Source organism: Pseudomonas sp. RC10-4-2 (assembly GCF_050433085.1).
Classification (GTDB): Bacteria; Pseudomonadota; Gammaproteobacteria; order Pseudomonadales; family Pseudomonadaceae; genus Pseudomonas; species Pseudomonas aeruginosa.
The window spans coordinates 232,185-256,650 of sequence record NZ_JBNPXX010000006.1; the positions used below are offsets into that span (position 1 = coordinate 232,185).

Genomic DNA, 24,466 nt, shown 5'->3' on the forward strand with positions numbered 1-24,466 from the left:
GTGTGAACAAAGGGTTGGGCGTTGTTCGTCAGACGGGCAGTCGTGCGTACCCGTGACGTTCGAGCGCCTGTTCCAGAGCCTCTCGATCGGTGTCGTCGCCCAACTGCGCCGCGCGTCGGTAGTAGGCCAGCGCCAGGCTGCGGAACGGCGGGTGGGCCGACTGCTCCAGGCCATGGCGGGCACTGCGCAGGAAGTTCAGGTTGCCGCCTTCGAGGGCACGCCGGAGCCAGGTTTCGGCTTCGGCATGGCGGCCCGAGGCGCTGAGCATCGCGGCGTGGCTGAACTGGCCGCGAAAATCGCCGCCCTCGGCGGAACGTCGATACCAGTGCGCAGCTTGCGCCAGGTCGCGAGCGACCACCAGGCCTTCTTCGTGGTAGCGCCCCACCAGGTTCATCGATTTCGCGTGGCCCTGCTCGGCCGCTTGCCGATACAGCGCATAGGCGCGCGGCTGGTCCTGGGACACGCCGCGGCCGGTGGCGTGGAGATTGGCCAGGTTGTAGCGGGCCCAGTCAAGGCCGGCCTGGGCGGCGATCCGATAGTGGACGGCTGCCGCGGCTGGATCCGCCGGGCCGCCCCAGCCATGTTCAAGACAGCGAGCGAGCATATTGCGCGCCATTGCGTGGCCGCGTTCGGCGGCGATCGTGAACCAGGTCCGCGCCAGGGTCGGGTCGCGCTGGATGCCTTGGCCGTCCAGAAGGATCTGTCCGAGCAGGGCCTGGGCTTCCGTCAGGCCCTCGCGCGCAGCGCCAAGGATGGCCTGGGCAACCTCGCCCGGGGTACCGGCCAGTTGTGCGGCGAAACCTTCGGCGTCCAGCGCGTCGTGACGAAGCAGCAGGTGGCGCATGTTCAGAGTTCCGACCAGCGCCGCAGGAGATTGTGGTAGGTACCGGTGAGGCGGATCAGCGAGGGATGGTCGGGGACGTCACGGGTGAGTCGCTGGATCGACTGGTCCATTTCGAATAGCAGGGTGCGCTGGCTGTCTTCGCGGACCAGGCTCTGGGTCCAGAAGAACGAGGCGTAGCGCGCGCCGCGGGTGACCGGATTGACCTTGTGCAGGCTGGTGCCGGGGTAGAGCACCAGATCGCCGGCGGGCAGCTTCACCTGTTGCAGGCCGTAGGTGTCCTGGATCACCAGTTCGCCGCCGTCATAGTCCTCCGGGTCGCTGAAGAAGAGGGTCGAGGACAGGTCGGTACGGACCCGCTCGCGGCCGCCATGGATGTCGCGCACGGCGTTGTCGATGTGGAAGTCGAACGAGCCCCCGCCGGTATAGCAGTTGAACAGCGGCGGGAAGACCTTGAGCGGCAGGGCGGCGGACATGAACAGGGGATGGTTCCACAGGCGCTGCAGCATGGCTTCGCCGATCTCCCGGGCCAGCGGGTGGTCCTGCGGCAGTTGCAGGTTGTGCTTGGCCTTGGCCGATTGGTAGCCGGCGGTCGCCTTGCCGTCGGCCCATTCCGCCTGCTCCAGGGCTGCGCGGATCCGGGAGACTTCCTCGGCGGTGAAGATGGCGGGAATATGCAGCAACATGGCGCTGTCCATGAAGGCGAAATGATTGCCAATGATATTGATTTGCATTGGCCATGTAAAACCGCCAAATGTTCCAGACGAGCGAGATGGGAAAAAATGTAATGAGAAAATTGTAAAGAATGTAAATTCCTGTCGAATGCGAATCCGTAATAATTGATAACAATTCTGATCTGCAATAAATTCCGCGACCTTCACAGCTCCCGGGGAGGGGTTTCGAATGTCGCGTCAGTCCACGGATACCGCCGTTTCTTCGCAACGTCTGCTGGCTTCGGCCATCGGTGTGGCCATCACCGCCATCGCCGCACCGCAGGCAGCCCACGCCGACGAGGCCGGGCAGAAAAAGACCGACAAGGACCGCGTACTGTCGCTGGATGCGGCCACCATCGTCGGCGAGCAGCAGGACGAAACCACCTACAACGTCGACCGCTCGGCGTCGAAGAAGTACACCGCGCCGCTCTTGGATACGCCGCGCTCCGTCACGGTAGTACCAAAGCAGGTGATCAAGGATACCGCCGCCGTGTCTCTCCAGGATGCACTACGTACCGTTCCAGGTATTACCTTTGGCGCGGGCGAGGGCGGCAATCCCACCGGTGACCGGCCATTCATTCGCGGCTTCGATGCGCAAAGCGATACTTACGTCGATGGTGTACGCGATACTGGTGCACAGACCCGCGAGATCTTCAACCTTGAGCAGATCGAGGTCAGCAAGGGCCCTAACTCGGCATTCGGAGGACGGGGCTCGGCCGGCGGCAGCCTCAATCTCGTCAGCAAGCAGGCCAAGGCTGGGAACTTCATCGATGGAGGCTTCACCTATGGTTCTGACCAGACTCGCCGGTACACCCTGGACCTCAACCAGGAATTCCTCGATGGCAATGCGGCATTCCGGCTGAATCTTCTCAAGCACGATGCCAATGTCGCGGGCCGCGATGAAGTCGATGTCAGTCGCTGGGGCGTAGCGCCGTCGCTCACCTTCGGTCTTGGCTCGCCGACCCGAGTGACCGTCAGCCATTATCACCTGGAAAGTGACGATACCCCGGATTCGGGCATTCCCTATGCCAAGAGTAGCGATCGCAGCAAGCACAATCCGGACAAACCGGTGAATGTCGATCGAGGCAATTTCTATGGGCTGACGGGGCGCGATTTCCAGAAGAGCCGCATCGATACCAGTACCATCACCGTTGAGCATGATCTGACTGACAGCCTCACTATTCGCAATACCTCGCGTTACGGCAACAGTCATCAGGACTATCTGTGGACACAACCGGATGACAGCCAGGGCAACATCAACAATGGCTCGGTCTGGCGCCGCCAGAACAATCGGGTAAGTACCACCACCACAGCAGTCAACCAGACTGACCTGTTTGGAGAGTTCTACCTGGGTGGCTTCAAGAACAGCTTCAGCACCGGCCTGGAGTTCAGCCGAGAAGACAGCAAGCGCGATGGGTATACCGTCGATACCAATACCGGCCTGGGCAGCAACAAGTGCAATCCATCGCTGATCGGGGCGCCTAGCGGCTATAACTGCACTAGTCTGGAAAATCCCAATCCGCACGATCCATGGAATGGCAGTATTACCCGGAAATATGCGCCGCTGAATACGGTCGGCACCACCAAGGCAATATATGCGTTCGACACCATCGACCTGAACGAGCAGTGGCAGGTCAATATTGGCGCGCGCTTCGATAGTTTCGAAACTACGGCGAAGAACCACGGTGTAAGACCCGCTACCAAACTCAGCGACAAGTCGAGCTTCTGGAACTGGCAGGCAGGCTTGGTGTGGAAGCCTGTACCCAACGGCAGCATCTATGCGTCCTACGCCACTTCGGCTACGCCGCCGGGTAGCATGCTCGATAATGGGGATACCTCGAATGCTGTCGACGGGTTCGCCATCAGCAACAACCTTGAGCCGGAAGAAACCACGAACTACGAGCTTGGTACCAAGTGGGCTTTCTTCAACGAGCGGCTGGAGCTGAGTGCCGCGATCTTCCGCACCGACAAGGACAATACCCGCATCCTGGTCGCCAACCAGACCTACGACAACGCCGGACAATCCCGCGTCGACGGCGTGGAGTTGAGCGCCAGCGGCAAGCTGACCGAGAAGTGGAAGGTGTTCGCGGGCTACAGCTACCTGGACAGCGAGTTGGTCGATGCCGGTAAGGCTGGGCGTAACGGCAATGTGAACGCATCGGCGGCTTCCAACAACGGCAACGAGATGCCAAATACGCCGAAGAACAGCTTCAGTCTCTGGACCACCTATGACATCTTCCCGAAGACCACCATCGGCGGCGGGGCTTTCTATGTCGACAAGGTCTATGGCGACGTTGGCAATACCGTCTATGTCCCCGATTACTGGCGCTATGACGCAATGGCCAGCTACAAACTGAGCAAGAACGTCGATTTCCAGTTGAACGTGCAGAATGTGTTCGACAAGAAGTACTTCGACAAAGCCTATGCGGCGCACTATGCGTCCCAGGCCGCTGGAAGGACGATACTGTTCAGCACCAACTTCCACTTCTGACAGCCGCTCTCGCTCCCCACGAAAGCCCCATTCCCTCTACGGGATGGGGCTTTCCCGCATCCAGGTGGGTAAATAGAGCGTAAAGAACGTTAATTCGGCTTTATCGCAACTGATTATCAAATAGAATTGCCCGCCGACGTCCTCGTGTCGTCTGGCCGGCGCTTGGCGTCGGCGTAGTCCCGTTGTTGCCGCGCGGCGGCCGTGAAGGTGATCCTGTGAAGAAAGTCTGGTTCCAGTTGCATTGGTTCTTCGGTATCAGCGCCGGCCTGGTGCTGGCGCTGATGGGCGTCACCGGAGCGACCCTGTCGTTCCAGGACGAGCTGATGCGCGCGCTCAACCCTGACGTGCTGGTGGTGCAGAAGCGCTCCGAGGGTGTGCTGCCGCTGGACGAACTGGTGCGCCGTATCGAAGGTGCCGAGCCGGGGCGGAAAGTGGCCTTCGTCTGGGTCGAGATGGACAGCGACAAGGCCGGGCGGATCTTCTATACCCCGCCGCCGGGACAGCGCCGCGGCGAGTCGCGCTGGATCGATCCCTACACCGGGGCTTTCGTCGGCGAGCCACGCGGCGAGGGTTTCTTCAACCTGATGATGCAACTGCACCGGTTCCTCGCCATGGGCGAGTACGGCAAGCAGGTCACCGCCGCCTGCACCCTGATCCTGATCTTCTTCTGCCTGTCCGGTCTCTACCTGCGCTGGCCGCGCAAGGTTTTCGACTGGCGCGCCTGGCTGACCCTCGACTGGTCGCGCAAGGGGCGCAGTTTCAACTGGGACCTGCATGCCGTGGCCGGCACCTGGTGCCTGGCGCTCTACCTGCTGGCTGCGCTGACCGGCCTGTACTGGTCCTACGAGTGGTACCGCAACGGCCTGTTCAAACTGCTCGACGACGCGCCCGCCGGCCAGCAGGCGCAGCGCGGCAAGCCGGGCGGACGTGGCGAGCGCCCGGCCGATGCGGCTCCGCTGGTGGTCGACTACGCGGCGGTATGGAACAGCATCCGCCAGGCCGGCGGCGACCGCTTGCAGGCCTACAACCTGCGCCTGCCGCCGGCGGGCGGCCAGCCGGCGACAGTGTTCTATCGCCTGACCGACGCGCCGCACGAGCGTGCCTTCAACACCCTGACCCTGGACCCGGCCAACGGCCAGGTGAAAAGCGACCAGCGCTATAGCGACCGTTCTTTCGGCAGCCAGTTGCTGGCCAGCGTCTATGCATTGCACGTAGGCAGCTATTTCGGCATAGCCGGACGCATCCTGATGATGCTCGCCAGCCTGGCGATGCCGCTGTTCTTCATCACCGGCTGGCTGCTCTACCTCGACCGCCGGCGCAAGAAACGCGCGGTACGGGCGAGCCGCGCCGACCTGGGCGGCAGCGCCGGCGCCAGCGGCGAGCCCTGGTTGATCGGCTACGCCAGCCAGAGCGGTTTTGCCGAGCAACTGGCCTGGCAGAGCGCCGGCCAGTTGCAGGCGGCCGGGTTGCCGGTGCGGGTCGAATCGCTGGCGCGCCTGGATGCCGGGCAACTCGCCGAGGCGCGCAAGGCGCTGTTCGTGGTCAGCACCTTCGGCGACGGTGAGGCGCCGGACAGCGCCCGCGGCTTCGAACGCAAGGTGCTTGGCCAGGCCGCCAGCCTCGATGGCCTGAGCTACGCCCTGCTGGCCTTGGGAGATCGCCAGTACGAGCAGTTCTGCGGCTTCGCCCGGCGCATGCAGGGCTGGTTGCAGGGGCAGGGCGCGCGGAGCCTGTTCGCCCCGGTGGAGGTCGATGATGGCGACGCCGCGGCCCTGCGCCAATGGCAGGAAAGCCTGGCCGAGGTGACCGGCGGTGCCGCCCCGGCGGCCTGGGAAGCGCCGGCCTTCGAGGTCTGGTCGCTGGCGCGGCGGGAGTGCCTGAATCCTGGCAGCCAGGGCGAGTCGACCTGGCTGCTGGACCTGCGTGCGCCGGCCAACAGCGCCATCCAATGGCGCGCCGGCGATCTGCTGGAGATCGTCCCGCACCAGGCGCCCGTGCGCATCCGCGAATGGCTGCAGCGGCATAACCTGGACGGCCAGGCGCGGGTGGCGGTCGAGGGCGTCGAGCAGAGCCTGGAGCAGGCCCTGGCTGGGCGCCTGCTGCCGGACTCTTTCGAACACCTGGTCGGCTTGCACCCGCAGGCGCTGCTGGATGCGCTGATTCCGCTTTCCGTGCGCCAGTACTCCATCGCGTCGCTGCAGAGCGATGGCGACCTGCAACTGATCGTACGCCAGGAGCAGCATGCCGACGGCAGCCTGGGCATCTGCTCCGGCTGGCTCACCGAGTACCTGCCGCTCGGCGCCGCGCTGACCCTGCGCCTGCGCCGCAACGCGGGCTTCCACCTGCCGGAGGATGATGTGCCGCTGATCCTCATCGGCAACGGCACCGGGCTCGCCGGCCTGCGCAGCCTGTTGCGCGCCAGCATTGCCGCCGGGCGCAAGCGCAACTGGCTGCTGTTCGGCGAACGCAATTTCGCCCACGACTACTACTGTCGTGCGGAGCTGGAGCAAGCCCTGGCCAGGGGTGAGCTGCAACGCCTGGACCTGGCCTTCTCCCGCGACCAGGCGGAGAAGATCTATGTCCAGGACCGCCTGCATGAAGCGGCGGATGAACTGCGGCGCTGGATTGACGAGGGTGCGGCCTTGTACGTCTGCGGCAGCCTGCAGGGCATGGCCGGCGGTGTCGACCGGGTGCTGCGCGAAGTGCTCGGTGAGGAGGCCTTGCAACGCCTGGCCGACGAAGGACGTTACCGACGCGACGTGTACTGAACGGATGAATGAAAAAGGCTCCCAAGGGAGCCTTTTCGTTGCCAACTGCCGGGACTGCTGGGCTTTCCGTGGCGTAGGGCGAATAACCGCAGAGCGGTTATCCGCCATTTCGGCTGGGTGTCGGCGGATGACGCCGTCATGCGCCCCACGGAGCTATCGGGGCCTTGCGTCGCCGGGCCTCAGATCCACAGGATGAAAGCCAGTACCAGGGCGAAGAAGCCCCATTTCTGCAGGTAGTAGAGCTTGCGGTTGCGCTTCTTCAAACGTTTGCCCTGCAGGCGGATCTTGTAGAGGCTGTCGAAGATCCGATTGAGTCCGCCGGTCCGGTCGCCTGCGTTGTTCGGGGCGGCCGCGGCAGCCATCACGTTGCGGCTGAACCAGCGGTTGAAGGCGGTGGCCCAGCCCTGGGTCAGCGGCCGCTCGATGTCGCAGAAGAGAATGATGCGGTTGTGTTCGGTGGCGTTTTCCGCGTAGTGGATGAAGGTTTCATCGAACACCACCGCCTCGCCGTCGCGCCAGTGGTAGCGCTCGCCGTCCACCTCGATGAAGCAGGCCGGGTCGTTGGGGGTGAACAGTCCCAGGTGGAAGCGCAGCGAGCCTGCGTAGGGATCGCGGTGTCGCACCAGCTTCGAGCCCGGCGGCAGTTCGGCGAACATCGCCGCCTTGACCGAGGGAATCTGCCGCAACAGGGCGGTGGTCTGCGGGCAGAGTTGTCCGGCGGAGGGATGGGCCTCGTCGTACCATTTCAGGTAGAAGCGCTTCCAGCCGCTCTTGAAGAACGAGTTGAAACCGATATCGTCGTACTGTTCGGAACGCTTGATGTTGCCGGCGTCGTGCAGGTGCAGCGCCTCGCTGCGGATGGCTTGCCAGTTGTCGACCAGAACCTGCAGTTCGGGGAAGGTCTGCGGTGCCAGGTAAGGGCGGTTCGGTACCTTCGAGAACAGGTACATCAGGCAGTTGATCGGAGCGAGGAAGCTGGAGTGGTCGCTCAATTGGCGCGACAGCTTGTGGCGTACCCGGCCGCGGAAATGGACATAGAGGATGCTCAGCGCATAGGCCGCCAGGATGAGAACTTTCATGAATGCAAGGTCGTCGGTGCAAAAGAGGAGAATTTACTCCTGTTCTCAGTGCCTGAGTATGCTACCTGACGCTAATTCGCCAGCACTGCGCTCATTTTTCCGTAATCCTGGCCTCGAAAGGAACGCACAATGAACGACACCGGCCGGCGTATCCTGCTCAACTGCGACATGGGCGAAAGCTTTGGCGCCTGGCGCATGGGCGACGATGTCCACAGCATGCCGCTGGTTGACCAGGCCAACCTGGCTTGCGGCTTCCACGCTGGCGACCCGCTCACCATGCGGCGCGCGGTGGAGCTGGCGGTACGCCATGGCGTGAGCATCGGCGCGCACCCGGCCTATCCCGACCTGAGCGGCTTCGGCCGGCGCTCGCTGGCCTGCTCTGCCGAAGAGGTGCATGCCATGGTGCTGTACCAGATCGGCGCGCTGGACGCTTTCTGCCGTTCCCTCGGTACCCAGGTGGCCTACGTCAAGCCGCATGGCGCGCTGTACAACGACCTGGTCGGCGACGATGAGCTGCTGCGCGCCGTGCTCGACGCCTGCGCCGCCTATCGCAAGGGCCTGCCGCTGATGGTGCTGGCCCTGGCCGACAACGGCCGCGAGCTGGAACTGGCCGACGAGGCCGACGTGCCGCTGCTGTTCGAGGCCTTCGCCGATCGCGCCTACCTGCCGGACGGCCGGCTGGCGCCGCGGCGGCTTGGCGGCGCGGTGCATCACGATCCGCAGCGGATCATCGAACAGGCCCTGGCCATCGCTCGCGGCGAAGCCTTCCCCGACTACGACGGCAACCCGCTGCGCCTGACCGCCGACAGTCTTTGCGTGCATGGCGATAACCCGCAGTCGCTCGCGGTCCTCCGGCGCCTGCGCGCGGCCCTGGACAGCCTGTGATCCGCATCGAACCCGCTGGTGCCGAAGCCCTGCTGCTGACGCTCGCCGAAGAGCCCGAAGTGGACCTGTCTGTGCGCCTGGCCGAGCTGGCCAGACGTCTGCGCGAGGGGCTCGGCGAAGGCGTCAGGGATCTGGTGCCGGGCTGGACCACCCTGATGCTGCATTACGACCCCTACCGCATCGCCCCGCAGATACTGGAAGAACGCCTGGGTCCGCTGCTGGCGGAGTGGCACGCCTGGCGTCCCGCCGAGGATGCCGGGCGCCTGCACGAAATTCCCGTCTGGTACGCCGGCGAGGACCTCGCGACGGTAGCGGTTGCCTGCGGATTGACTGGCGAAGGGGTGATCGAACTGCACAGCGCGGCCGAATACCGGGTCGGCGCGATCGGTTTCGCTCCGGGATTCGCCTACCTCGGCGGCCTCGATCCGCGCCTGGTCCTGCCGCGGCGGGCCACCCCGCGGGCGCGTGTACCGGCCGGCAGCCTGGCCATTGCCGAGGCGCAGACGGCGATCTATCCGCAGGCCTCGCCCGGCGGCTGGCACCTGCTGGGACGCAGTCCGTGGCGTCCGTTCGATCCGGCCGTCACTCCTCCGTGCCCACTGGCGCTGGGCGACCGGGTGCGCTTCGTCGCCATCGGGCGCGAGGCTTTCCTCGACCTGGGCGGGCGCGAATGAATGGTTTGCGGGTCGTCAAGGCGGGTCCGCAGAGCCTGCTGCAGGACGACGGCCGGCGCGGCTGGCAGCACCTCGGCGTATCCCCGGGCGGCCCTCTGGACCGCCAGGCGGCAGCCTGGGCCAATCGTCTGCTCGGTAATCCCTGGGGGACGCCGTTGCTGGAAATCGCTTTCGGCGGCTTGGTGCTGGAGTGCAGGGTGGAGGCGACCTGGCTGGCGTTGACCGGAGCGCGCCTGGCGCTGACGGTGGACGGTCGCGAATGCCTGCCCTGGAGTCGCTTCCGGGTCCGCCGCGGGCAACGCATCGAACTGGGCTTCGCCGAGGCCGGGCAGCGTGCCTACCTGGCCTGCGCCGGCGGTTTCCGGGCGAGGCCGGTACTGGGCAGCGTCGCCTGCCAGGTTCGCGACGGGCTCGGCGGTTTACAGGGCGATGGCCGGATCCTGGCGGAGGGCGATTGCCTGCCGTGTGCCGAAGCGGGAGCGGCGTGTCCGTGGGATGCCAGCGTGCCCTGGCGTTTCCAGCCGGACTACCGGCAGCAGCGGCCCTTGCGCGTGCTGTTCGGCGGCGATGCAGCGGCCTTCGACGCAGCCAGCCGGCAAGCCTTCTTCGCCAGCGCCTGGCGAATCAGCCCGCGGTCCGATCGCATGGGTGTCCGCCTGGCCGGCAAGCCACTGCGCGGGGCGCCGCGCGCCTGGTCGCAGGGCGTGGTGGAGGGCGCTATCCAGGTTCCGCCCGATGGCCAACCCATCGTGCTGATGGCCGACCGCCAGAGCATGGGCGGCTATCCGCTGCTGGGCTTCGTCCATCCACTGGACCTCTCGCGCCTGGCGCAAAGCCCCGCGCATAGCGAGGTAACCTTCGTCGAGAGCGACCTGGCGACGCAGCAGGCCGATCTGCTGCGCTTCTACCGCTTCTTCCGCGGCTGAGCGCTCAGCCGGCCAGGTGGCCGAGCGGCAGCGGCGAGGGCGCCTTGACCGTCTTGATCGCGAAGTTGCTGCGAATGTCGCTGACCCCGGGCAGGCGCAGCAGGGTCTCGCTGAGCAGGCGTTCGTAGGCGCGCAGGTCGGGGACCACCACTTGCAGGAGGAAGTCCGACTCGCCGGAGACGAGGTGCACCGAGATCACCTCCGGCAGGTCGACCACCGCACGGTGGAAGGCCTCGGCCTGCTCCTGGCGGTGGCGTTCCACCTTGATCCCGACGAACACCGTGAGGCCGAGGCCGACCTCGTCGCGGTCGATGCTGGCCTGGTAGCCGCGAATCACCCCGGCCTCTTCCAGCAGGCGCACGCGGCGCAGGCAGGGGGACGGGGAGAGACCGATCTCCTCGGCCAACTGGACGTTGCTCAGGCGGCCGTCGCGCTGGAGGGCGGCGAGGATGCGGTGGTCATAGGCGTCGAGTTTCATCTTGGCATATCCGGATGGATAGTCTCCAGAGAGTGGAATTTACTGCCAAATAGAATGGATAGGCTGGTGGAAAACGCAAGCACCTGCCCTGCCTTGCGGGCATAGAATCGTTATCCGGGTCACCTTCCTGGAGCCGATACGATGGACACGAGCGCTTTCCTGATTGCCCTGGCGGTGGTTTACCTGGTGCCCGGACCAGACATGCTCCTGCTGTTCCAGACCGGCGCCCGCCAGGGCCGTCGCGCGGCGCTGGTCACCGCCCTCGGCCTGGCGCTGGCTCGGGCCTGCCATGTGCTGATGGCCGCGACTGGACTGGCGCTGCTGTTCCGTACCGCTCCCTGGACCTTCGACCTGGTGCGCTTGCTCGGCGCCGCCTACCTCGCCTGGCTTGGCCTGCAGATGCTGCGCGGTGGCGGACTGGCCTTGCCGACCAGTGACGCGGGCTCCGCGCCGCTAGTCCCCCACGCCGACCGCCGGGCCTTGCTGCGCGGACTCCTGACCAACCTGCTGAACCCCAAGGCCCTGCTGTTCTGTTCGGTGCTGCTGCCGCAGTTCGTCAGTCCCGAGGCCGGTTCGCTGGCCGTCCAGTTCGCCGCGCTCGGTGCGGTCCTGGTCCTGGTTGGCCTGGCCTTCGACTGCGCCTATGCGCTGGCCGGTGGCCGCCTGGGCCGCTGGCTGGCGTCCCGGCCGCGGGCACAGCGCCTTCAGCAGTGGGGCTTCGGTGGGTTGTTGATAGGGTTCGGGGTAAGGCTGGCGCTGCTGCGCCAGCTCTGAAGGGCTGCGGGGCGGCGAGCGCCCCGTGGCGCTCAGCCGAGGAACTGCTCGGCGTGGTGGCAGGCCACCTGGCGCTGGTCGAGCAGGCGCAGCTCGGGCACCTCGCTGCGGCAGCGCTCGGTGGCGTAGGGACAGCGCTTGTGGAAGGCGCAGCCCTCCGGCGGGTTCAGCGGGTTCGGCAGTTCGCCCTGGATGCGGATCTTCGGCTTCGTCGGGTCCGGATGGATCGCCGGGGTCGCCGAGAGCAGCGCGCGGGTGTAGGGATGCAGCGGGTTCTCGTAGAGCTTGTCCGCCGGCCCCATCTCCGCCGGTCGGCCGAGGTACATCACCAGGACGTCGTCGGCGACATGGCGGACCACCGCCAGGTTGTGCGAGATGAACACGTAGGCGGTGCGGAACTGCTGCTGCAGGTCCATGAACAGGTTCAGTACCTGGGCCTGGATCGACACGTCGAGGGCCGAGGTCGGCTCGTCCGCCACCAGCACCTTGGGTTGCAGCATCATTGCCCGGGCCAGGGCGATGCGCTGGCGCTGGCCGCCGGAGAACATGTGCGGGTAGCGCTGGTAGTGCTCCGGCCGCAGGCCGACCTGGCGCATCATCTGCTGGACCTTTTCGCGGCGTTCCTCGCGCGACAGCGCGGTGTTGATCAGCAGCGGCTCGGCCAACTGGTCGCCGATCTTCTGTCGCGGATTGAGCGAGGCGTAGGGGTTCTGGAAGACCATCTGCACGTCGCGGCGCAACTGCCGGCGCTGGTCCTTGCTGGCGCCCTTGACCTCCTGTCCGGCGATTTTCAGCGAGCCGGAGGTGGGTTCCTCGATCAGGGTCAGGGCGCGCGCCAGGGTCGACTTGCCGCAGCCGGACTCGCCAACCACGGCGAGGGTCTTGCCGGCTTCCAGTTCGAACGATACGCCGTTCAGCGCGCGCACCTGGGCGTGGCCTTTGAACAGGCCGCGGGAGACTTCGTAGTGACGGGTCAGATCACGGGCGGTCAGAACGGTTTCCATCAGGCCACCTCGTTCAGCAGGTTCAACGGATAGAAGCAGCGCACCGCGCCGCGCTCGTGCGTCTCCAAGGCCGGCCGCTCCTGGCGGCAATGCTCCTGGGCATAGGGGCAGCGTGGCGACAGCAGGCAACCGCGCGGGCGGTCGTAGCGCCCCGGAACGATGCCGGGCAGGGTGGCCAGACGGGCTTCGCCGGCACAGTGCTCGGGGATCGCCTTGATCAGCGCCTCGGTGTAGGGATGGGTCGGGCGGTCGAACAGCGCCGGCACGCCGCCGATCTCCACCGCTTCGCCGGCGTACATCACGCAGACGCGCTGGGCGGTCTCGGCGACCACGGCGAGATCGTGGGTGATCAGGATCAGCGCCATGTCCTGGTCGCGCTGCAGGTTCAGCAGCAGCTCCATGATCTGCGCCTGGATGGTCACGTCGAGGGCGGTGGTCGGCTCGTCGGCGATCAGCAGCTTGGGCTCGGCGGCGATAGCCATGGCGATCGCCACGCGCTGGCTCATGCCGCCGGAGAGCTGGTGCGGGTAGGCGTCGAGACGGCTGGCGGCGGCCGGGATCTCGACCCGTTCGAGCAGTTCCAGGGCGCGCTGGCGCAGGGCCTTGCCGCGCAGGCCGAGATGCAGGCGGAGGACTTCCTCGATCTGGTAGCCGACGGTGTAGCTGGGGTTGAGGGCGGTCATCGGGTCCTGGAAGACCATCGCCATGTCCTTGCCGACGATGCGCCGGCGCTGGCGGCCCTTGAGGGTGAGCATGTCGTGGCCGTCGAAGCGCAGGTGATCGGCGGATACCCAGCCGGGGGCGTCGATCAGGCCCATCAGGGCCATCATGGTCACCGACTTGCCGGAGCCGGACTCGCCGACGATGGCCAGCACCTCGCCCTTGTCGACGCTCAGGTCGAGGCCGTCGACCACGGGCACGGCGGTGGTGTCGCCGAAGCGTACGCTGAGGTTCTTGATATCGAGGAGGCTCATGCGGCGGTCTCCTGTGGCGCGGATACGGATGCGCTGTTCATGGTTGTGCTCCTCATGCCGCGTTCTTCAGTTTCGGATCGAGGGCGTCGCGCAGGCCATCGCCCATCAGGTTGATCGCCAGTACGCTGAGCAGGATGGTCAGGCCGGGCAGGCTGACCACCCACCAGGCGCGCTCGATGTAGTCGCGGGCGGAGGCGAGCATGGTGCCCCACTCGGGGGTCGGCGGTTGCACGCCGAGGCCGAGGAAGCCGAGGGCGGCGGCGTCGAGGATCGCCGAAGAGAAGCTCAGGGTGGCCTGGACGATCAGCGGCGCCATGCAGTTCGGCAGCACGCAGACGAACATCAGTCGCAGGGTGCCGGCGCCGGCGAGGCGCGAGGCGGTGACGTAGTCGCGGTTTAGCTCGGTCATCACCGCGGCGCGGGTCAGGCGTACGTAGGCCGGCAGCGAGACGATGGCGATGGCGATCACGGTGTTGATCAGGCCCGGGCCGAGGATCGCCACGATGGCCACCGCCAGCAGCAGCGACGGCAGCGCCAGCATGATGTCCATCAGGCGCATGATCAGCGGCCCGGCACGGTTCGGCGAGAAGCCGGCGAGCAGGCCGAGGAGGATGCCGGGGATCAGCGAGATCACCACCGAGGACAGGCCGATCAGCAGCGACAGGCGGGCGCCGTGGATCAGCCGCGAGAGCAGGTCGCGGCCCAGCTCGTCGGTGCCGAGCAGGAAGCGCGCCTGGCCGCCTTCCAGCCAGGATGGCGGGGTCAGCAGGAAGTCCCGGAACTGCTCGCTTGGATCGTAGGGGGCGACCCAGGGGGCGAACAGCGCGCAGAACACGATCAGCAGCATGAACAGCAGGCCGCCGAGGGCGCCCTTGTTGTGCGCGAAGGCCTGCCAGAATTCCTTCAGCGGGGACGGGTAGACCAGGCTCGGGTCGCTGGCGGGAGCGTTGTGCATGGCGTTCATCGGCTGGCTCCTCAGCGTTGGTGGCGAATGCGCGGGTTGGCCAGGCCGTAGAGGATGTCCACGACGAAATTGACCAGGATGACGAGGGTGGCGACCAGCAGGATGCCGTTCTGCACTACCGGGTAGTCGCGACGGCTGATGGCGTCGATCAGCCACTTGCCGATGCCCGGCCAGGAGAAGATGGTTTCGGTCAGCACCGCGCCGGCGAGCAGCGTGCCGACCTGCAGGCCGAATACTGTCAGCACCGGAATCAGCGCGTTGCGCAGGGCGTGCACGAAGACCACCCGGGCCGGCGACAGGCCCTTGGCGCGGGCGGTGCGCACATAGTCTTCGCGCAGCACCTCGAGCATCGCCGAGCGGGTCATGCGGGCAATCACCGCCAGCGGGATGGTGCCCAGCACGATGGCCGGCAGGATCAGGTGGCGCACGGCATCGAGGAACGAGCCCTGTTCGTCGGAAAGCAGGGTGTCGATCAGCATGAAGCCGGTCTTCGGCTCGATGTCGTAGAGCAGGTCGAGACGGCCGGACACCGGCGTCCAGCCCAGCGACACGGAGAACAGCATGATCAGGATCAGGCCCCACCAGAAGATCGGCATCGAATAGCCGGCGAGGGACACCGTCATCACCCCGTGGTCGAACAGCGAACCGCGTTTCAGGGCGGCGATCACCCCGGCCAGCAGGCCGAAGGTGCCGGCGAAGAGCATGGCGGCCAGGGACAGTTCCAGGGTCGCCGGGAACAGGGTGAGGAATTCGTGCCAGACGCCTTCGCGGGTGGTCAGCGATTCGCCGAGATTGCCCTGTGCCAGGTTGCCCACGTAGTCCAGGTACTGCTGGTACAACGGCTTGTCCAGGCCCAGGCGGTGCAGGGCCTCGGCATGCATCTGCGGATCGACGCGACGTTCGCCCATCATCACTTCCACCGGGTCGCCGGGAATCAGGCGGATCAGCGCGAAGGTGAGCAGCGTCACGCCGAAGAAGGTGGGGATCAGCAACCCCAATCGTCGTGCAATGAAACTAAGCATGTTGGCGGGTAACTCCTCATCGCGGACCGTGCGCCCCGCTGGCGGCAGGGCTGTGGTCCTTGTTCTTCTAGGGCTTCACCGAGGTGGTGGCGAAGTTGTTGTTGCTCAACGGATTGATCACGTAGCCCTGCACCGTGTTCCGCCGGACGTTGAACAGCTTCGGGTAGGCCAGCGGTATCCATGGGGCCTGTTCGTGGAATACCACCTGGGCCTGCTCGTACAGTTTCGCCCGCTCGGCCGGATCGCTCACCTCGCGGGCCTTGCGCATCAGCGCCTCGAAGTCCTTGTCGCACCAGCGCGCCTGGTTTTCACCCGACTCGGCGGCGGCGCAGCTCAGGTTCGGGCTGAGGAAGTTGTCCGGGTCGCCGTTGTCGCCGGCCCAGCCAAGCAGCGACAGGTCGTGCTCGCCGGCCTTCGAACGCTTGAGCAGCTCGCCCCATTCCAGGGAACGGATGGTCAGCTGGATGCCGGCCTTGGCCAGGTCTGCCTGCAGCATCTGTGCCGCCAGGGCGGGGTTGGGGATGGTAGGCGAGGTGCCGTTGCGAATGAACAGGGTGATCCTGAGATTTTCCGCGCCGGCTTCCTTGAGCAGCGCCCTGGCGCGTTCGGGATCGTGCGGCCAGTCCTGGATCGAATGGTTGTAGCCGAGCAGGGTCGGGGGATAGGGACCGACCGCCGGACTGGCCGCGCCGGGGCCGAACACCGCGTCGAGCATGGCCTTCTTGTCCAGCGCGAGGTTGATCGCCTGGCGCACGCGCGGGTCGTCGAGCGGCTTGTGCTGGGTGTTGATGGCAATGTAGGTGGTCAGCAGGGCATCGATCTCGTCCACCGCCAGGTTCGGGTCCTGCTTCAGGCGCGGCACGTCCTCCGGTTTCGGGTACAGCGAGACCTGGCACTCGCCGGCACGGACCTTCTGCATGCGCACGTTGGGATCGAGGGTAATGGCGAACACCAGGTTGTCGATCGGCGGCTTGCCGGCGTAGTAGTCCGGGTTCGCCGTATAGCGGACCTGGGCGTCCTTGGCGTAGCGCTTGAAGACGAACGGCCCGGTGCCGATCGGCTGGTTGTTCAGCTGGCCCTGCTTGCCGGCGGCGAGCAACTGGTCGCCGTACTCGGCGGAATAGATGGACGCGAAGGGCATCGCCATATCGCGCAGGAACGGCGCTTCGGGACGGTTGAGGACGAAGCGCACGGTGAGCTCGTCGACCTTTTCCACCGACTTGATCAGCTCGCCCATACCCATCGCGTCGAAGTAGGCGTAGCCGCGCAGCGCCGAGGCATGCCAGGGATGCTTCGGATCGAGGGCGCGCTGGAAGGTCCACAGCACATCATCGGCATTCAGGCTCCGGGTCGGCTTGAAGTAGTCGGTGGTATGGAATTTCACGCCGGGGCGCAGGTGGAAGGTATAGCTCAGTCCGTCGGCGCTGACGTCCCAGCGCTCGGCCAGCCCCGGGATCACCTCGGTGGTGCCGGGGCGGAAGGCGAGCAGGCGGTTGAACACGGTTTCCGCGGAGGCGTCGGCGGTCACCGCGCCGGTGTACTGGACGATGTCGAAGCCTTCCGGGCTGGCCTCGGTGCAGACCACCAGGTTCTTCGCCTGGGCCGCGCCGGCGGCGCATAGCGCCAGGGCCAGGGGCAGGTGTCGGAGCAACGGATGGAGCATGGGGTCCTCCTCGTGGGCCCCGTCGCCGGGGCCGCCGGTTGTCGCAGGTTTACAGCAGGTTGAAGGGGAAGGTGCTGACCAGGCGCAGTTCGTTGACGCTGCCGTCGACCTGGTTCTGGCTGGCCTTGTGCATCATGTAGGTGAGCTTGAAGGTGCTGTCCTTGATCGGCCCGTTCTGCACCTTGTAGGCCGCCATCAGGCCCAGCTCGTGGTGCTTCTCGCCGTCCTGGGCGCGCACCTCGGCGTAGTTGCCGTAGGCACCGTTGCGATCGCCGTCGTAGTGGGTGCCGTCGATGTCCCAGCCCTTCACGTACCACACGCCGGTGCTCAGGCCGGGGACCCCGTAGTAGCTCCAGTCGGTCTCGTAGCGGATCTGCGCGGACTTCTCGTTGGGGCTGTTGTAGTCGGCCAGCATCGAGTTGGCCAGGAAGATCGCCGAGGTCTCGTGCACGTAGTCGAAGTATTCGTTGCCGTCGACCTGCTGGTAGGCCAGGGTCAGGGCGTGGGCGCGATGGCCGAGAGTGAAGGCCAGGCTCCAGGTGTCGTTGTCGATGTAGCCGGCCTCGCGCGCGCCGGTGTCGCCGGTGTGGTAGCCGTTGAAGGCGGTGCGCAGGGCGATGCCGTTCTCGAGGTCGCCGATGTCGTGGGTCACGCCCAGGTAGTACTGGTTCCAGACGTCCTGGAAATGCGAGCCATAGAGGGAGATTTCCAGCCCGTCGAGCGGCTTGTAGTTGCCGCCCAGGTAGTTCAGGCGGTCGCCCTTGACCTGGCGGGTGCCGTACTCGGTGGTCATGTCCTCGTCGCCGGAACCGGTCCGCGGGCTGACCTTGCGGAAGCTGCCGGCCTGCAGGCTGAGGTTGTCCAGCTCCTCGCTGGTCACGGCGAAGCCGGTGAAGCTGGAGGGCAGGGCACGGTTGTCGATATAGCTGAACACTGGAGTGTTGACCAGGAAGCGACCGGCCTTGAATTCGGTATTCGAGGCGCGCAGGCGGATGTTGGCGACGCCCAGCTTGGACCACTCGCCGATCGCCTCGCCATCGCTGTTCGCCAGGGTCCGGTTGCCGCCGCCGCCGATGCGGCCCTTGCCGCGCTCCAGGGCGATCTCGTTGAAGGCTGCGACGTCGAAGCCGAAGCCGATGCTGCCCTGGGTGTAGCCCGAGCTGTACTTGAGCACCGTGCCCTGGACCCAGGCGTTGCGCTGGTGGATGCGCTGGGAGCCGCCGCCGGCCTTGGGAATGCGGAAGGTGAAGCTGTCCTTCATGTTTTCCCGCGAGTAGAAGTTGCGGGTGGTCAGGGTCAGGCTCTGCCCCTCGAACAGCCCGCTGGCGCCGGCCTGGCCCTTGATCGGTTTCTCCACGCTGGGGATGCTCTGCACCTGGGCGGCGTAGCTGGGATTGTCCGGGGTCGGCGGGGTTGCCTGCTCGTCCGCCGCCCAGCCTGGCGCGGCCGATGCCATCAAGGCCAGTCCCAGCGTCGCGCCGGTCACTCGTTGGTATCTCATCACCTGATTGCTCCCTTTATTGTTGTCATGGCACCTGTTTTACCCACCAGGTTTGCGCCGGTTTCGCCCGCGCCTGGGCGCGGCGGTCGAATACGGCGAGGCGAGCGCTCCTGGCGGAACGCGCGCAGCGCCGTTCTGGAACACGGGCAGGAAAAGCAAAGAAATGAAGTACGGGTCGTGCCGTTCTTCTGCACCCCGGTCGTTTCACGACCGGGGTGGCGTCGGCATCAGGGCTGGTTGGCTACGCCATAGAAGGCGTTCCGCGAGAAGGGGCTGATCTTGAAGTCATGCACCGACTTGTTCATCGGCTGGTACACGGTGGAGTGGGCGATCGGGGTGATCGGCACCTGCTCCTTGAGGATGTGCTGGGCCTGCTTGTACAGCTCGCTGCGCTTGTCCTGGTCGGAGACCCGCTTGGCAGCCTTGACCAGCTTGTCGTAGGCCGCGTCGCACCATTTCGATACGTTGTTGCCGTTGATCGAGTCGCAGCCGTAGAGGGTCGCCAGCCAGTTGTCCGGATCGCCGTTGTCGCCGGTCCAGCCGAACAGCATGGCGTCATGCTCGCCGGCATGGGCGCGCTTGATGTACTCGCCCCATTCGTAGCTGACGATCCTGGCCTTGATGCCGATCTTCGCCCAGTCGGCCTGGATCATCTCCGCCATCAGCTTGGCGTTGGGGTTGTAGGGACGCTGCACCGGCATCGCCCACAGGGTGATCTCGGTGCCCTCGGCGACGCCGGCCTTCTTCAGCAGTTCCCGGGCCTTGGCCGGATCGAACGGGGCGTCCTTGATGGTTTCGTCATAGGACCACTGGGTCGGCGGCATGCCGTTCACCGCCAGTTGCCCGGCACCCTGGTAGACGGCGTCGATGATGGCCTGCTTGTTCACCGCCATGTCCAGCGCCTGGCGTACTTCGAGCTGGTCGAACGGCTTGTGGGTGACGTTGTAGGCGATGTAGCCGAGGTTGAAGCCTGGCTGCGAGGGCACCTTCAGGTTCGCCGCTTCCTGCAGGGCCTTGAGATCGGCGGGGCGTGGGTTGAGGGTGATCTGGCACTCGCCGGCCTTGAGCTTCTGCGCGCGCACCGCGGCGTCGGTGTTGATCGAGAAGATCAGGTTGTCGATCTTCACGTCTTCGGGTTTCCAGTAGTCCTTGTTGCCCTTGAAGCGGATCTGCGCATCCTTCTGGTAGCGGCTCAGGATGAAAGGCCCGGTGCCGATCGGCTTCTGGTTGATCTGCTGTGGCTTGCCGGCCTCGAGCAACTGCCCGGCGTACTCGGCGGACTGGATCGAGGCGACGTCCATCGCCAGGTTCTGGATGAAGGCGGCGTCGACCTCGTTGAGGGTGAACTTCACCCTGTGCTCGTCGAGCTTCTCGACCCTGGCGATGTTCTTGTCCAGGCCCATGTCGGTGAAGTAGGGAAACTCGGTGGGGTAGGCCTTGCGGAACGGATGATTCTTGTCGAGCATGCGCTGGAAGGTGAACAGCACATCGTCGGCGTTGAATTCGCGGGTCGGCTTGAAGTAGTCGGTGCTGTGGAACTTCACACCCTTGCGCAGGTGGAAGGTGTAGGTCTTGCCGTCGTCGCCGATGTCCCAGCTTTCCGCCAGGGCCGGGATCGCCCGGGTGCCGCCGCGCTCGAACTGGACGAGGCGGTTGAACAGGGTGACCGAGGTCGCGTCGTAGTCGGTGCCGGTGGTGTACTGGGCGGGATCGAAGCCGGCCGGGCTGCCCTCCGAGCAGAACACCAGGTTGCTGGCGGCGTGGGAGAACGGGGAGCCGAGGATCAGACCAGCTGCCAGCCAGGCCCGAAGGGGAAGGATCTTACGCATGCAAACCTCATTTTTTCTTTTTCTAAGGGCATCGTCTGAGGATCGGCCTTATGGGCCATGGCAACTCTCGCCTTTCCATGGATGGCGGGTGACAGCCATGGACCCTGTGCGGCGACAGCGATCGTCCGTTTGTTGTTGGTCGACGATTCGCTGATGCCGAAATTAAGTCATGCTGAAATTGTGGTCAACGAAAATTAAGCACGACTAACATTTCTCTTGCGAAAACGTTTGCCTGACAGGATGGGAAGGTGCGCTACGGACTGGCTCAGGGCGTCGGATGGTCGTCGAACAGGCCCATGGTGGTGATGGTCAGGACTTCCGCCACATCGCTGCCGACGTTGGCCAGGCAATGGGTCTTGGTCGCGTCGAAGTGCACCGAGTCGCCGGCGCCGAGGGGGTACTGGCGCCCCTCGATGGTGTAGACGATCTGCCCGGACAGGACGTAGGAGAACTCGGCGCCCTCATGGGAGATCAGCTCCGACTGGTAGCCCACCGGCATGTTCATCTTGACCGCATTGATCAGGTTGCCGGGGAAGGAGCTGGACAGGCGTTCGTAGGCCAGCGGCTGGCCCTCGATGGTGTAGCGTACCCGCTCGCCTTCGTGGGAGTCGGGCTGGGGTTGTGCCGGTTGGTCGAACAGGGCATTGAGCGGGATATTCAGCGACTTGGCGATGTTGGCCAGGGAAGAGATCGATACACCGGTGAGGTTGCGCTCCGCCTGGGAGAGGAAGCTCGCGGTGAGACCGGATTCGCTGGCGACTTGGTGCAGGGTCTTCTTGGCGGCGCGGCGATAGCGACGCAGGCGTTCGCCGATGCGGTCTACGGTCATTGGGGAGACTCTTGTTGAAAGGCGCAGTATACCCAGCGCGGGGCGTCAATAAAGTCTGACAGATGAACTACCCGAACCCCTATTTTTAAGTGTGACTGAAAATTTGTTTTGACCTGAATTTAAGCTCGACTTAAATTTCAGCCCGGTCCAGACGAGGAGAACAACAAATGACCGTGGGTGTTGGCGGGAGTACCCCTGCGCAGGCGCTGGAGCGTCTGCGGAACATGATGGACGGCGCGCAGCCGATCGGCCTGGCGTCTTACCGTGCGCGAATCGCCGCGGCCCAGGCGTGGATGGGCGAGCATGGCATCGCCGCGGCGTACCTGCATGCAGGCAGCAACCTGCGTTACTTCAGCGGCGTGCAATGGCACCCCAGTGAACGCCTGGTGGGTGCTCTACTGCCCGCCGAGGGCGCCCTCGAATACCTTGCGCCGGCCTTCGAGGAAGGTACGGTGCGCGACTTCCAGGTGGTCGATGGCGCCATCCACACCTGGGAGGAACACCAGGATCCCTATCGCCTGCTGCTCGATCGCCTGGAGGCGCTCGGCGTGGGCGAGCGCAGCACGGTCGCACTGTGTCCGAGCCTGCCGTTCGGCATGTTCGAGCGCTTGCGCCAACAGGCGCCGGGCAGGAACTTCGTCAGCGCCGCGCCGCTGATCGACCAGGGACGGATGCGCAAGTCGGCCGAGGAGCTGGCGCTGATGCAGCGGGCCAAGGACATGACCCTGGAAGTGCAGAAGGCCGCGGCGAGCATTCTCCGCGAAGGCATCAGCACCACCGAAGTCGCCGAGTTCATCCACCAGGCGCACCGCAAGGTGGGCGCGCCCGGTTCGACCTTCTGCATCGTCCTGTTCGGTGCCGCCAGTGCCTTCCCGCATGGGGTGAAGCATGCGCAGGTGCTGAAGGATGGCGACATGGTGCTGATCGATACCGGCTGCCAGGTCCACGGCTACCAGTCGGATATCACCCGCAGCTATGTGTTCGGCACGCCTAGCGCACGCCAGCGCGAATTCTGGGGGATGGAGCGCGACGCCCAACTGGCGGCCTTCGAGGCCGCGCGTCTGGGCCAGCCCTGCGAGGCGGTGGACGCCGCCGCGCGGCGTTCGCTGGAGGCCAACGGCCTGGGGCCGGACTACCGCCTGCCTGGCCTGCCGCACCGCACCGGGCATGGCATCGGCATGGACGTCCACGAAGGCCCGTACCTGGTGCGTGGCGATCGCACGCCGCTGGATGTCGGCATGTGCTTCAGCAACGAACCGATGATCTGCGTGCCCGGCGAGTTCGGCATTCGCCTGGAGGATCACTTCTACATGACGAAGGAAGGACCGCGCTGGTTCACCCAACCGAGCCCGTCCATCGACGATCCCTTCGGCCTCGGCGGCTGATCCGGCCGAACGATAACGCCGCACGCGGGAAGGCAAGGACCAGGGCTTCCCGCGTGCGGCGCAGCGATCAGTCCAGCTTCACCCGCGAAAAGTCCCGCGCCGACATCGGGCTCATGCGGTAGCCGCTGACGTTCTTGCGTTGCGCGTCGAACATCAAAGGATGCGCCAGCGGCAACCAGGGCATCTGCTCGTGGAAGATCCGCTGCGCTTCCTTGTACAGCGCTACCCGTTGGCTCTCGTCGTTGCTCATGCGCGCCTTGCGGATGGCTTCGTCGAAGCCCTTGTCGCACCAGCGCGCGCGATTTTCCCCGGACTCCACCGAGGCGCAGCCGAGGTTGTGGGTGAGGAAGTTGTCCGGGTCGCCGTTATCGCCGATCCAGCTGTAGAGCATCATGTCGTGTTCGCCGGCCTTGGTGCGCTTGACCATCTCGCCCCACTCGAACTGGCGGATGTTCACCCGGATGCCGATGGCGGCCAGGTCGGACTGGATCAGTTGCGCCACTCGCGCCGGGTTGCCGCCGGGGCCGCTGCCGGTGCTGATGTAGAGGTTCAGGGGTGTGTCCGGGGTGACGCCGGCTTCCTTCAGCAGGGCCTTGGCCCGTTCGGGGTCGTAGGGCCAGTCGCGGATGCTGTCGTCGTAGCCGAGCAGCATCGGCGGGTAGGGGCCGATGGCCGGGCGGGCCTGGTCGCCGAAGACGATCTTCAGGTAGGACGACTTGTTGAAGCCCATGGCGATCGCCCGGCGCACGCGCGGGTCGTCGAACGGTTCGTGCCGGGTGTTGATCGCGGCGTGTGAGGTGATCATCGCCGCTTCTTCCAGCACCGTCAGTTGCGGGTCCTGGCGTAACGCGGCGACGTCTTCGGGCTTGGGCGTCAGGGCGATCTGGCATTCGTTGCGGCGCAGGCGCTGCACGCGCACGTTGGGGTCGAGGGTGATCGCCAGCACCAGGTGGTCGATGGCCGGCTTGCCCTTCCAGTAGTCGGGGTTGGCTGCGTAGCGCACCTGGGCATCCTTGCGGTAGCGGGTGAAGACGAACGGGCCGGTGCCGATCGGCTTGCTGTTGAGTTCGTCGCCCTTGCCCCTGGCGATCAACTGGCCGGCATATTCGGCGGAGAGGATCGAGCCGAACGGCATGGCCAGGTCGGCGAGGAACGGCGCCTCCGGGTGCTTGAGGACGAAGCGCACCTGGTGCTCGTCGATCTTCTCGATGCGCTCGATGATGTCGCGCAGTTGCATGGCGTCGGCGTAGGGGTAGCCGCTGGGCGAAAGGTCGTGGGCGGGGTGCTGCGGATCGAGCATGCGCTGGAAGCTGAACAGCACGTCGTCGGCGTCGAATTCGCGGGTTGGCTTGAAGTAGTCGGTGCTGTGGAATTTCACGCCCTGGCGCAGGCGGAAGGTGTAGACGAGGCCGTCAGCGGAGACGTCCCAGCTTTCCGCCAGGGCCGGGATCACCGTGGCGCTGCCCGGAGCGAACGCGGCCAGCGCGTTGTACAGCGGATGGGCTGAGGCGTCGAAGGTGTAGCCGGAGGTATAGCGGGCCGGATCGAACCCTTCCGGCGCCGCTTCGGTGCACACCGCCAGGGTCTTCGGCTGGGCCTGGATGGCGGCGCTGGCGGCGAAGGCGAGCAGCAGCAGGCTGTAGCGCAGGGCAGAGCGTGGTCGCAT

General features: G+C 65.6%; 20 protein-coding genes. 7 read left to right on the forward strand and 13 right to left on the reverse strand.

Features of this window, described 5'->3' with window-relative positions; translation table 11 throughout:
* Positions 1 to 28: 28 nt before the first annotated feature.
* On the reverse strand, positions 29 to 844 hold the full coding sequence (locus FHW81_RS24885; protein ID WP_003116242.1) for a tetratricopeptide repeat protein: 816 nt from the start codon (positions 842 to 844) through the stop codon (positions 29 to 31).
* 2 nt (positions 845 to 846) lie between these two features.
* A complete protein-coding gene (locus FHW81_RS24890) occupies positions 847 to 1,527 on the reverse strand; it encodes a Fe2+-dependent dioxygenase (protein ID WP_003145945.1) in 681 nt (226 codons plus the stop codon).
* 217 nt (positions 1,528 to 1,744) lie between these two features.
* Here FHW81_RS24890 and piuD point away from each other — a divergent pair, with 217 nt between their 5' ends.
* Both piuD and FHW81_RS24900 read left to right on the forward strand, forming a co-directional pair.
* Positions 1,745 to 4,045 (forward strand): TonB-dependent siderophore receptor PiuD, encoded by a 2,301-nt coding sequence (piuD, locus tag FHW81_RS24895; RefSeq protein WP_003104896.1) that lies wholly within the window; start codon positions 1,745 to 1,747, stop codon positions 4,043 to 4,045.
* A gap of 215 nt (positions 4,046 to 4,260) precedes the next feature.
* A complete protein-coding gene (locus FHW81_RS24900; RefSeq protein ID WP_023090838.1) occupies positions 4,261 to 6,813 on the forward strand; it encodes a PepSY domain-containing protein in 2,553 nt (850 codons plus the stop codon).
* Between the two features lie 179 nt (positions 6,814 to 6,992).
* Here FHW81_RS24900 and lpxO read toward each other — a convergent pair whose 3' ends face one another.
* The gene (gene lpxO / locus FHW81_RS24905) at positions 6,993 to 7,892 is read right to left on the reverse strand and encodes a lipid A hydroxylase LpxO (protein ID WP_003094463.1); all 900 of its coding nucleotides are present in this window, start codon (positions 7,890 to 7,892) and stop codon (positions 6,993 to 6,995) included.
* A 129-nt stretch (positions 7,893 to 8,021) separates the two neighbouring features.
* Between lpxO and FHW81_RS24910 the strand changes: the two genes are divergently transcribed.
* From FHW81_RS24910 to FHW81_RS24920, 3 genes are read left to right on the forward strand one after another with little or no spacing between them, the layout of a single operon-like run.
* On the forward strand, positions 8,022 to 8,777 hold the full coding sequence (locus FHW81_RS24910) for a 5-oxoprolinase subunit PxpA (protein WP_003112852.1): 756 nt from the start codon (positions 8,022 to 8,024) through the stop codon (positions 8,775 to 8,777).
* Positions 8,774 to 9,451 carry a 5-oxoprolinase subunit PxpB gene (gene pxpB, locus FHW81_RS24915; protein WP_003161747.1) on the forward strand — a complete coding sequence of 226 codons (678 nt, stop codon included), beginning with the start codon at positions 8,774 to 8,776 and terminating at the stop codon, positions 9,449 to 9,451. Before FHW81_RS24910 ends, pxpB begins: the two co-directional genes overlap by 4 nt.
* The gene (locus FHW81_RS24920; protein ID WP_017148534.1) at positions 9,448 to 10,377 is read left to right on the forward strand and encodes a biotin-dependent carboxyltransferase family protein; all 930 of its coding nucleotides are present in this window, start codon (positions 9,448 to 9,450) and stop codon (positions 10,375 to 10,377) included. The genes pxpB and FHW81_RS24920 overlap by 4 nt, the downstream gene beginning before the upstream one ends.
* Positions 10,378 to 10,381: 4 nt before the next feature.
* On the opposite strand, the gene FHW81_RS24925 is transcribed toward FHW81_RS24920, so the two are convergent.
* On the reverse strand, positions 10,382 to 10,855 hold the full coding sequence (locus FHW81_RS24925; protein WP_003094456.1) for an Lrp/AsnC family transcriptional regulator: 474 nt from the start codon (positions 10,853 to 10,855) through the stop codon (positions 10,382 to 10,384).
* Between the two features lie 141 nt (positions 10,856 to 10,996).
* On the opposite strand from FHW81_RS24925, the gene FHW81_RS24930 reads away from it, so the two are divergent.
* Positions 10,997 to 11,629 (forward strand): LysE family translocator, encoded by a 633-nt coding sequence (locus FHW81_RS24930; RefSeq protein WP_003161451.1) that lies wholly within the window; start codon positions 10,997 to 10,999, stop codon positions 11,627 to 11,629.
* A gap of 32 nt (positions 11,630 to 11,661) precedes the next feature.
* Here FHW81_RS24930 and FHW81_RS24935 read toward each other — a convergent pair whose 3' ends face one another.
* From FHW81_RS24935 to psdR, 8 genes are all read right to left on the reverse strand, one after another.
* Positions 11,662 to 12,633: a peptide ABC transporter ATP-binding protein gene (locus FHW81_RS24935; RefSeq protein WP_003094452.1), complete on the reverse strand. Its 972-nt coding sequence runs from the start codon at positions 12,631 to 12,633 to the stop codon at positions 11,662 to 11,664.
* Positions 12,633 to 13,607, reverse strand: a complete 975-nt coding sequence (locus FHW81_RS24940; protein WP_003112857.1) for an ABC transporter ATP-binding protein — start codon at positions 13,605 to 13,607, stop codon at positions 12,633 to 12,635. Before FHW81_RS24940 ends, FHW81_RS24935 begins: the two co-directional genes overlap by 1 nt.
* Before the next feature lie 52 nt (positions 13,608 to 13,659).
* Entirely contained in the window at positions 13,660 to 14,571 is a 912-nt protein-coding gene (locus FHW81_RS24945; RefSeq protein ID WP_003105451.1) for an ABC transporter permease subunit, read from the reverse strand.
* Positions 14,572 to 14,582: 11 nt separating this feature from the next.
* Positions 14,583 to 15,593 carry an ABC transporter permease subunit gene (locus FHW81_RS24950; protein ID WP_003105448.1) on the reverse strand — a complete coding sequence of 337 codons (1,011 nt, stop codon included), beginning with the start codon at positions 15,591 to 15,593 and terminating at the stop codon, positions 14,583 to 14,585.
* A gap of 67 nt (positions 15,594 to 15,660) precedes the next feature.
* Positions 15,661 to 17,256: an ABC transporter substrate-binding protein gene (locus FHW81_RS24955; protein WP_003094445.1), complete on the reverse strand. Its 1,596-nt coding sequence runs from the start codon at positions 17,254 to 17,256 to the stop codon at positions 15,661 to 15,663.
* 49 nt (positions 17,257 to 17,305) lie between these two features.
* Complete coding sequence (locus FHW81_RS24960; protein WP_003120938.1) at positions 17,306 to 18,760, reverse strand: OprD family outer membrane porin; 1,455 nt, start codon at positions 18,758 to 18,760, stop codon at positions 17,306 to 17,308.
* A 224-nt stretch (positions 18,761 to 18,984) separates the two neighbouring features.
* The gene (locus FHW81_RS24965) at positions 18,985 to 20,586 is read right to left on the reverse strand and encodes an ABC transporter substrate-binding protein (RefSeq protein ID WP_003116233.1); all 1,602 of its coding nucleotides are present in this window, start codon (positions 20,584 to 20,586) and stop codon (positions 18,985 to 18,987) included.
* Positions 20,587 to 20,851: 265 nt separating this feature from the next.
* Positions 20,852 to 21,415 carry a transcriptional regulator PsdR gene (psdR, locus tag FHW81_RS24970; RefSeq protein ID WP_003094433.1) on the reverse strand — a complete coding sequence of 188 codons (564 nt, stop codon included), beginning with the start codon at positions 21,413 to 21,415 and terminating at the stop codon, positions 20,852 to 20,854.
* Between the two features lie 167 nt (positions 21,416 to 21,582).
* Here psdR and mdpA point away from each other — a divergent pair, with 167 nt between their 5' ends.
* Positions 21,583 to 22,800 carry a metallopeptidase MdpA gene (mdpA, locus tag FHW81_RS24975; RefSeq protein WP_003107426.1) on the forward strand — a complete coding sequence of 406 codons (1,218 nt, stop codon included), beginning with the start codon at positions 21,583 to 21,585 and terminating at the stop codon, positions 22,798 to 22,800.
* Positions 22,801 to 22,867: 67 nt separating this feature from the next.
* Here the strand turns inward: mdpA and FHW81_RS24980 are convergent, their stop codons facing one another.
* The gene (locus FHW81_RS24980; RefSeq protein ID WP_003107427.1) at positions 22,868 to 24,466 is read right to left on the reverse strand and encodes an ABC transporter substrate-binding protein; all 1,599 of its coding nucleotides are present in this window, start codon (positions 24,464 to 24,466) and stop codon (positions 22,868 to 22,870) included.

What these genes read in the sequence shown, in the direction of transcription:
- FHW81_RS24885 (WP_003116242.1), bottom strand. Translation starts at nt 844, where the DNA reads ATGCGCCACCTGCTGCTTCGTCACGACGCGCTGGACGCCGAAGGTTTC.
- FHW81_RS24890 (WP_003145945.1), bottom strand. Translation starts at nt 1,527, where the DNA reads ATGTTGCTGCATATTCCCGCCATCTTCACCGCCGAGGAAGTCTCCCGG.
- piuD (WP_003104896.1), top strand. Translation starts at nt 1,745, where the DNA reads ATGTCGCGTCAGTCCACGGATACCGCCGTTTCTTCGCAACGTCTGCTG.
- lpxO (WP_003094463.1), bottom strand. Translation starts at nt 7,892, where the DNA reads ATGAAAGTTCTCATCCTGGCGGCCTATGCGCTGAGCATCCTCTATGTC.
- FHW81_RS24910 (WP_003112852.1), top strand. Translation starts at nt 8,022, where the DNA reads ATGAACGACACCGGCCGGCGTATCCTGCTCAACTGCGACATGGGCGAA.
- FHW81_RS24920 (WP_017148534.1), top strand. Translation starts at nt 9,448, where the DNA reads ATGAATGGTTTGCGGGTCGTCAAGGCGGGTCCGCAGAGCCTGCTGCAG.
- FHW81_RS24925 (WP_003094456.1), bottom strand. Translation starts at nt 10,855, where the DNA reads ATGAAACTCGACGCCTATGACCACCGCATCCTCGCCGCCCTCCAGCGC.
- FHW81_RS24930 (WP_003161451.1), top strand. Translation starts at nt 10,997, where the DNA reads ATGGACACGAGCGCTTTCCTGATTGCCCTGGCGGTGGTTTACCTGGTG.
- FHW81_RS24935 (WP_003094452.1), bottom strand. Translation starts at nt 12,633, where the DNA reads ATGGAAACCGTTCTGACCGCCCGTGATCTGACCCGTCACTACGAAGTC.
- FHW81_RS24940 (WP_003112857.1), bottom strand. Translation starts at nt 13,607, where the DNA reads ATGAGCCTCCTCGATATCAAGAACCTCAGCGTACGCTTCGGCGACACC.
- FHW81_RS24945 (WP_003105451.1), bottom strand. Translation starts at nt 14,571, where the DNA reads ATGAACGCCATGCACAACGCTCCCGCCAGCGACCCGAGCCTGGTCTAC.
- FHW81_RS24950 (WP_003105448.1), bottom strand. Translation starts at nt 15,593, where the DNA reads ATGCTTAGTTTCATTGCACGACGATTGGGGTTGCTGATCCCCACCTTC.
- FHW81_RS24955 (WP_003094445.1), bottom strand. Translation starts at nt 17,256, where the DNA reads ATGCTCCATCCGTTGCTCCGACACCTGCCCCTGGCCCTGGCGCTATGC.
- FHW81_RS24965 (WP_003116233.1), bottom strand. Translation starts at nt 20,586, where the DNA reads ATGCGTAAGATCCTTCCCCTTCGGGCCTGGCTGGCAGCTGGTCTGATC.
- psdR (WP_003094433.1), bottom strand. Translation starts at nt 21,415, where the DNA reads ATGACCGTAGACCGCATCGGCGAACGCCTGCGTCGCTATCGCCGCGCC.
- mdpA (WP_003107426.1), top strand. Translation starts at nt 21,583, where the DNA reads ATGACCGTGGGTGTTGGCGGGAGTACCCCTGCGCAGGCGCTGGAGCGT.
- FHW81_RS24980 (WP_003107427.1), bottom strand. Translation starts at nt 24,466, where the DNA reads ATGCGACCACGCTCTGCCCTGCGCTACAGCCTGCTGCTGCTCGCCTTC.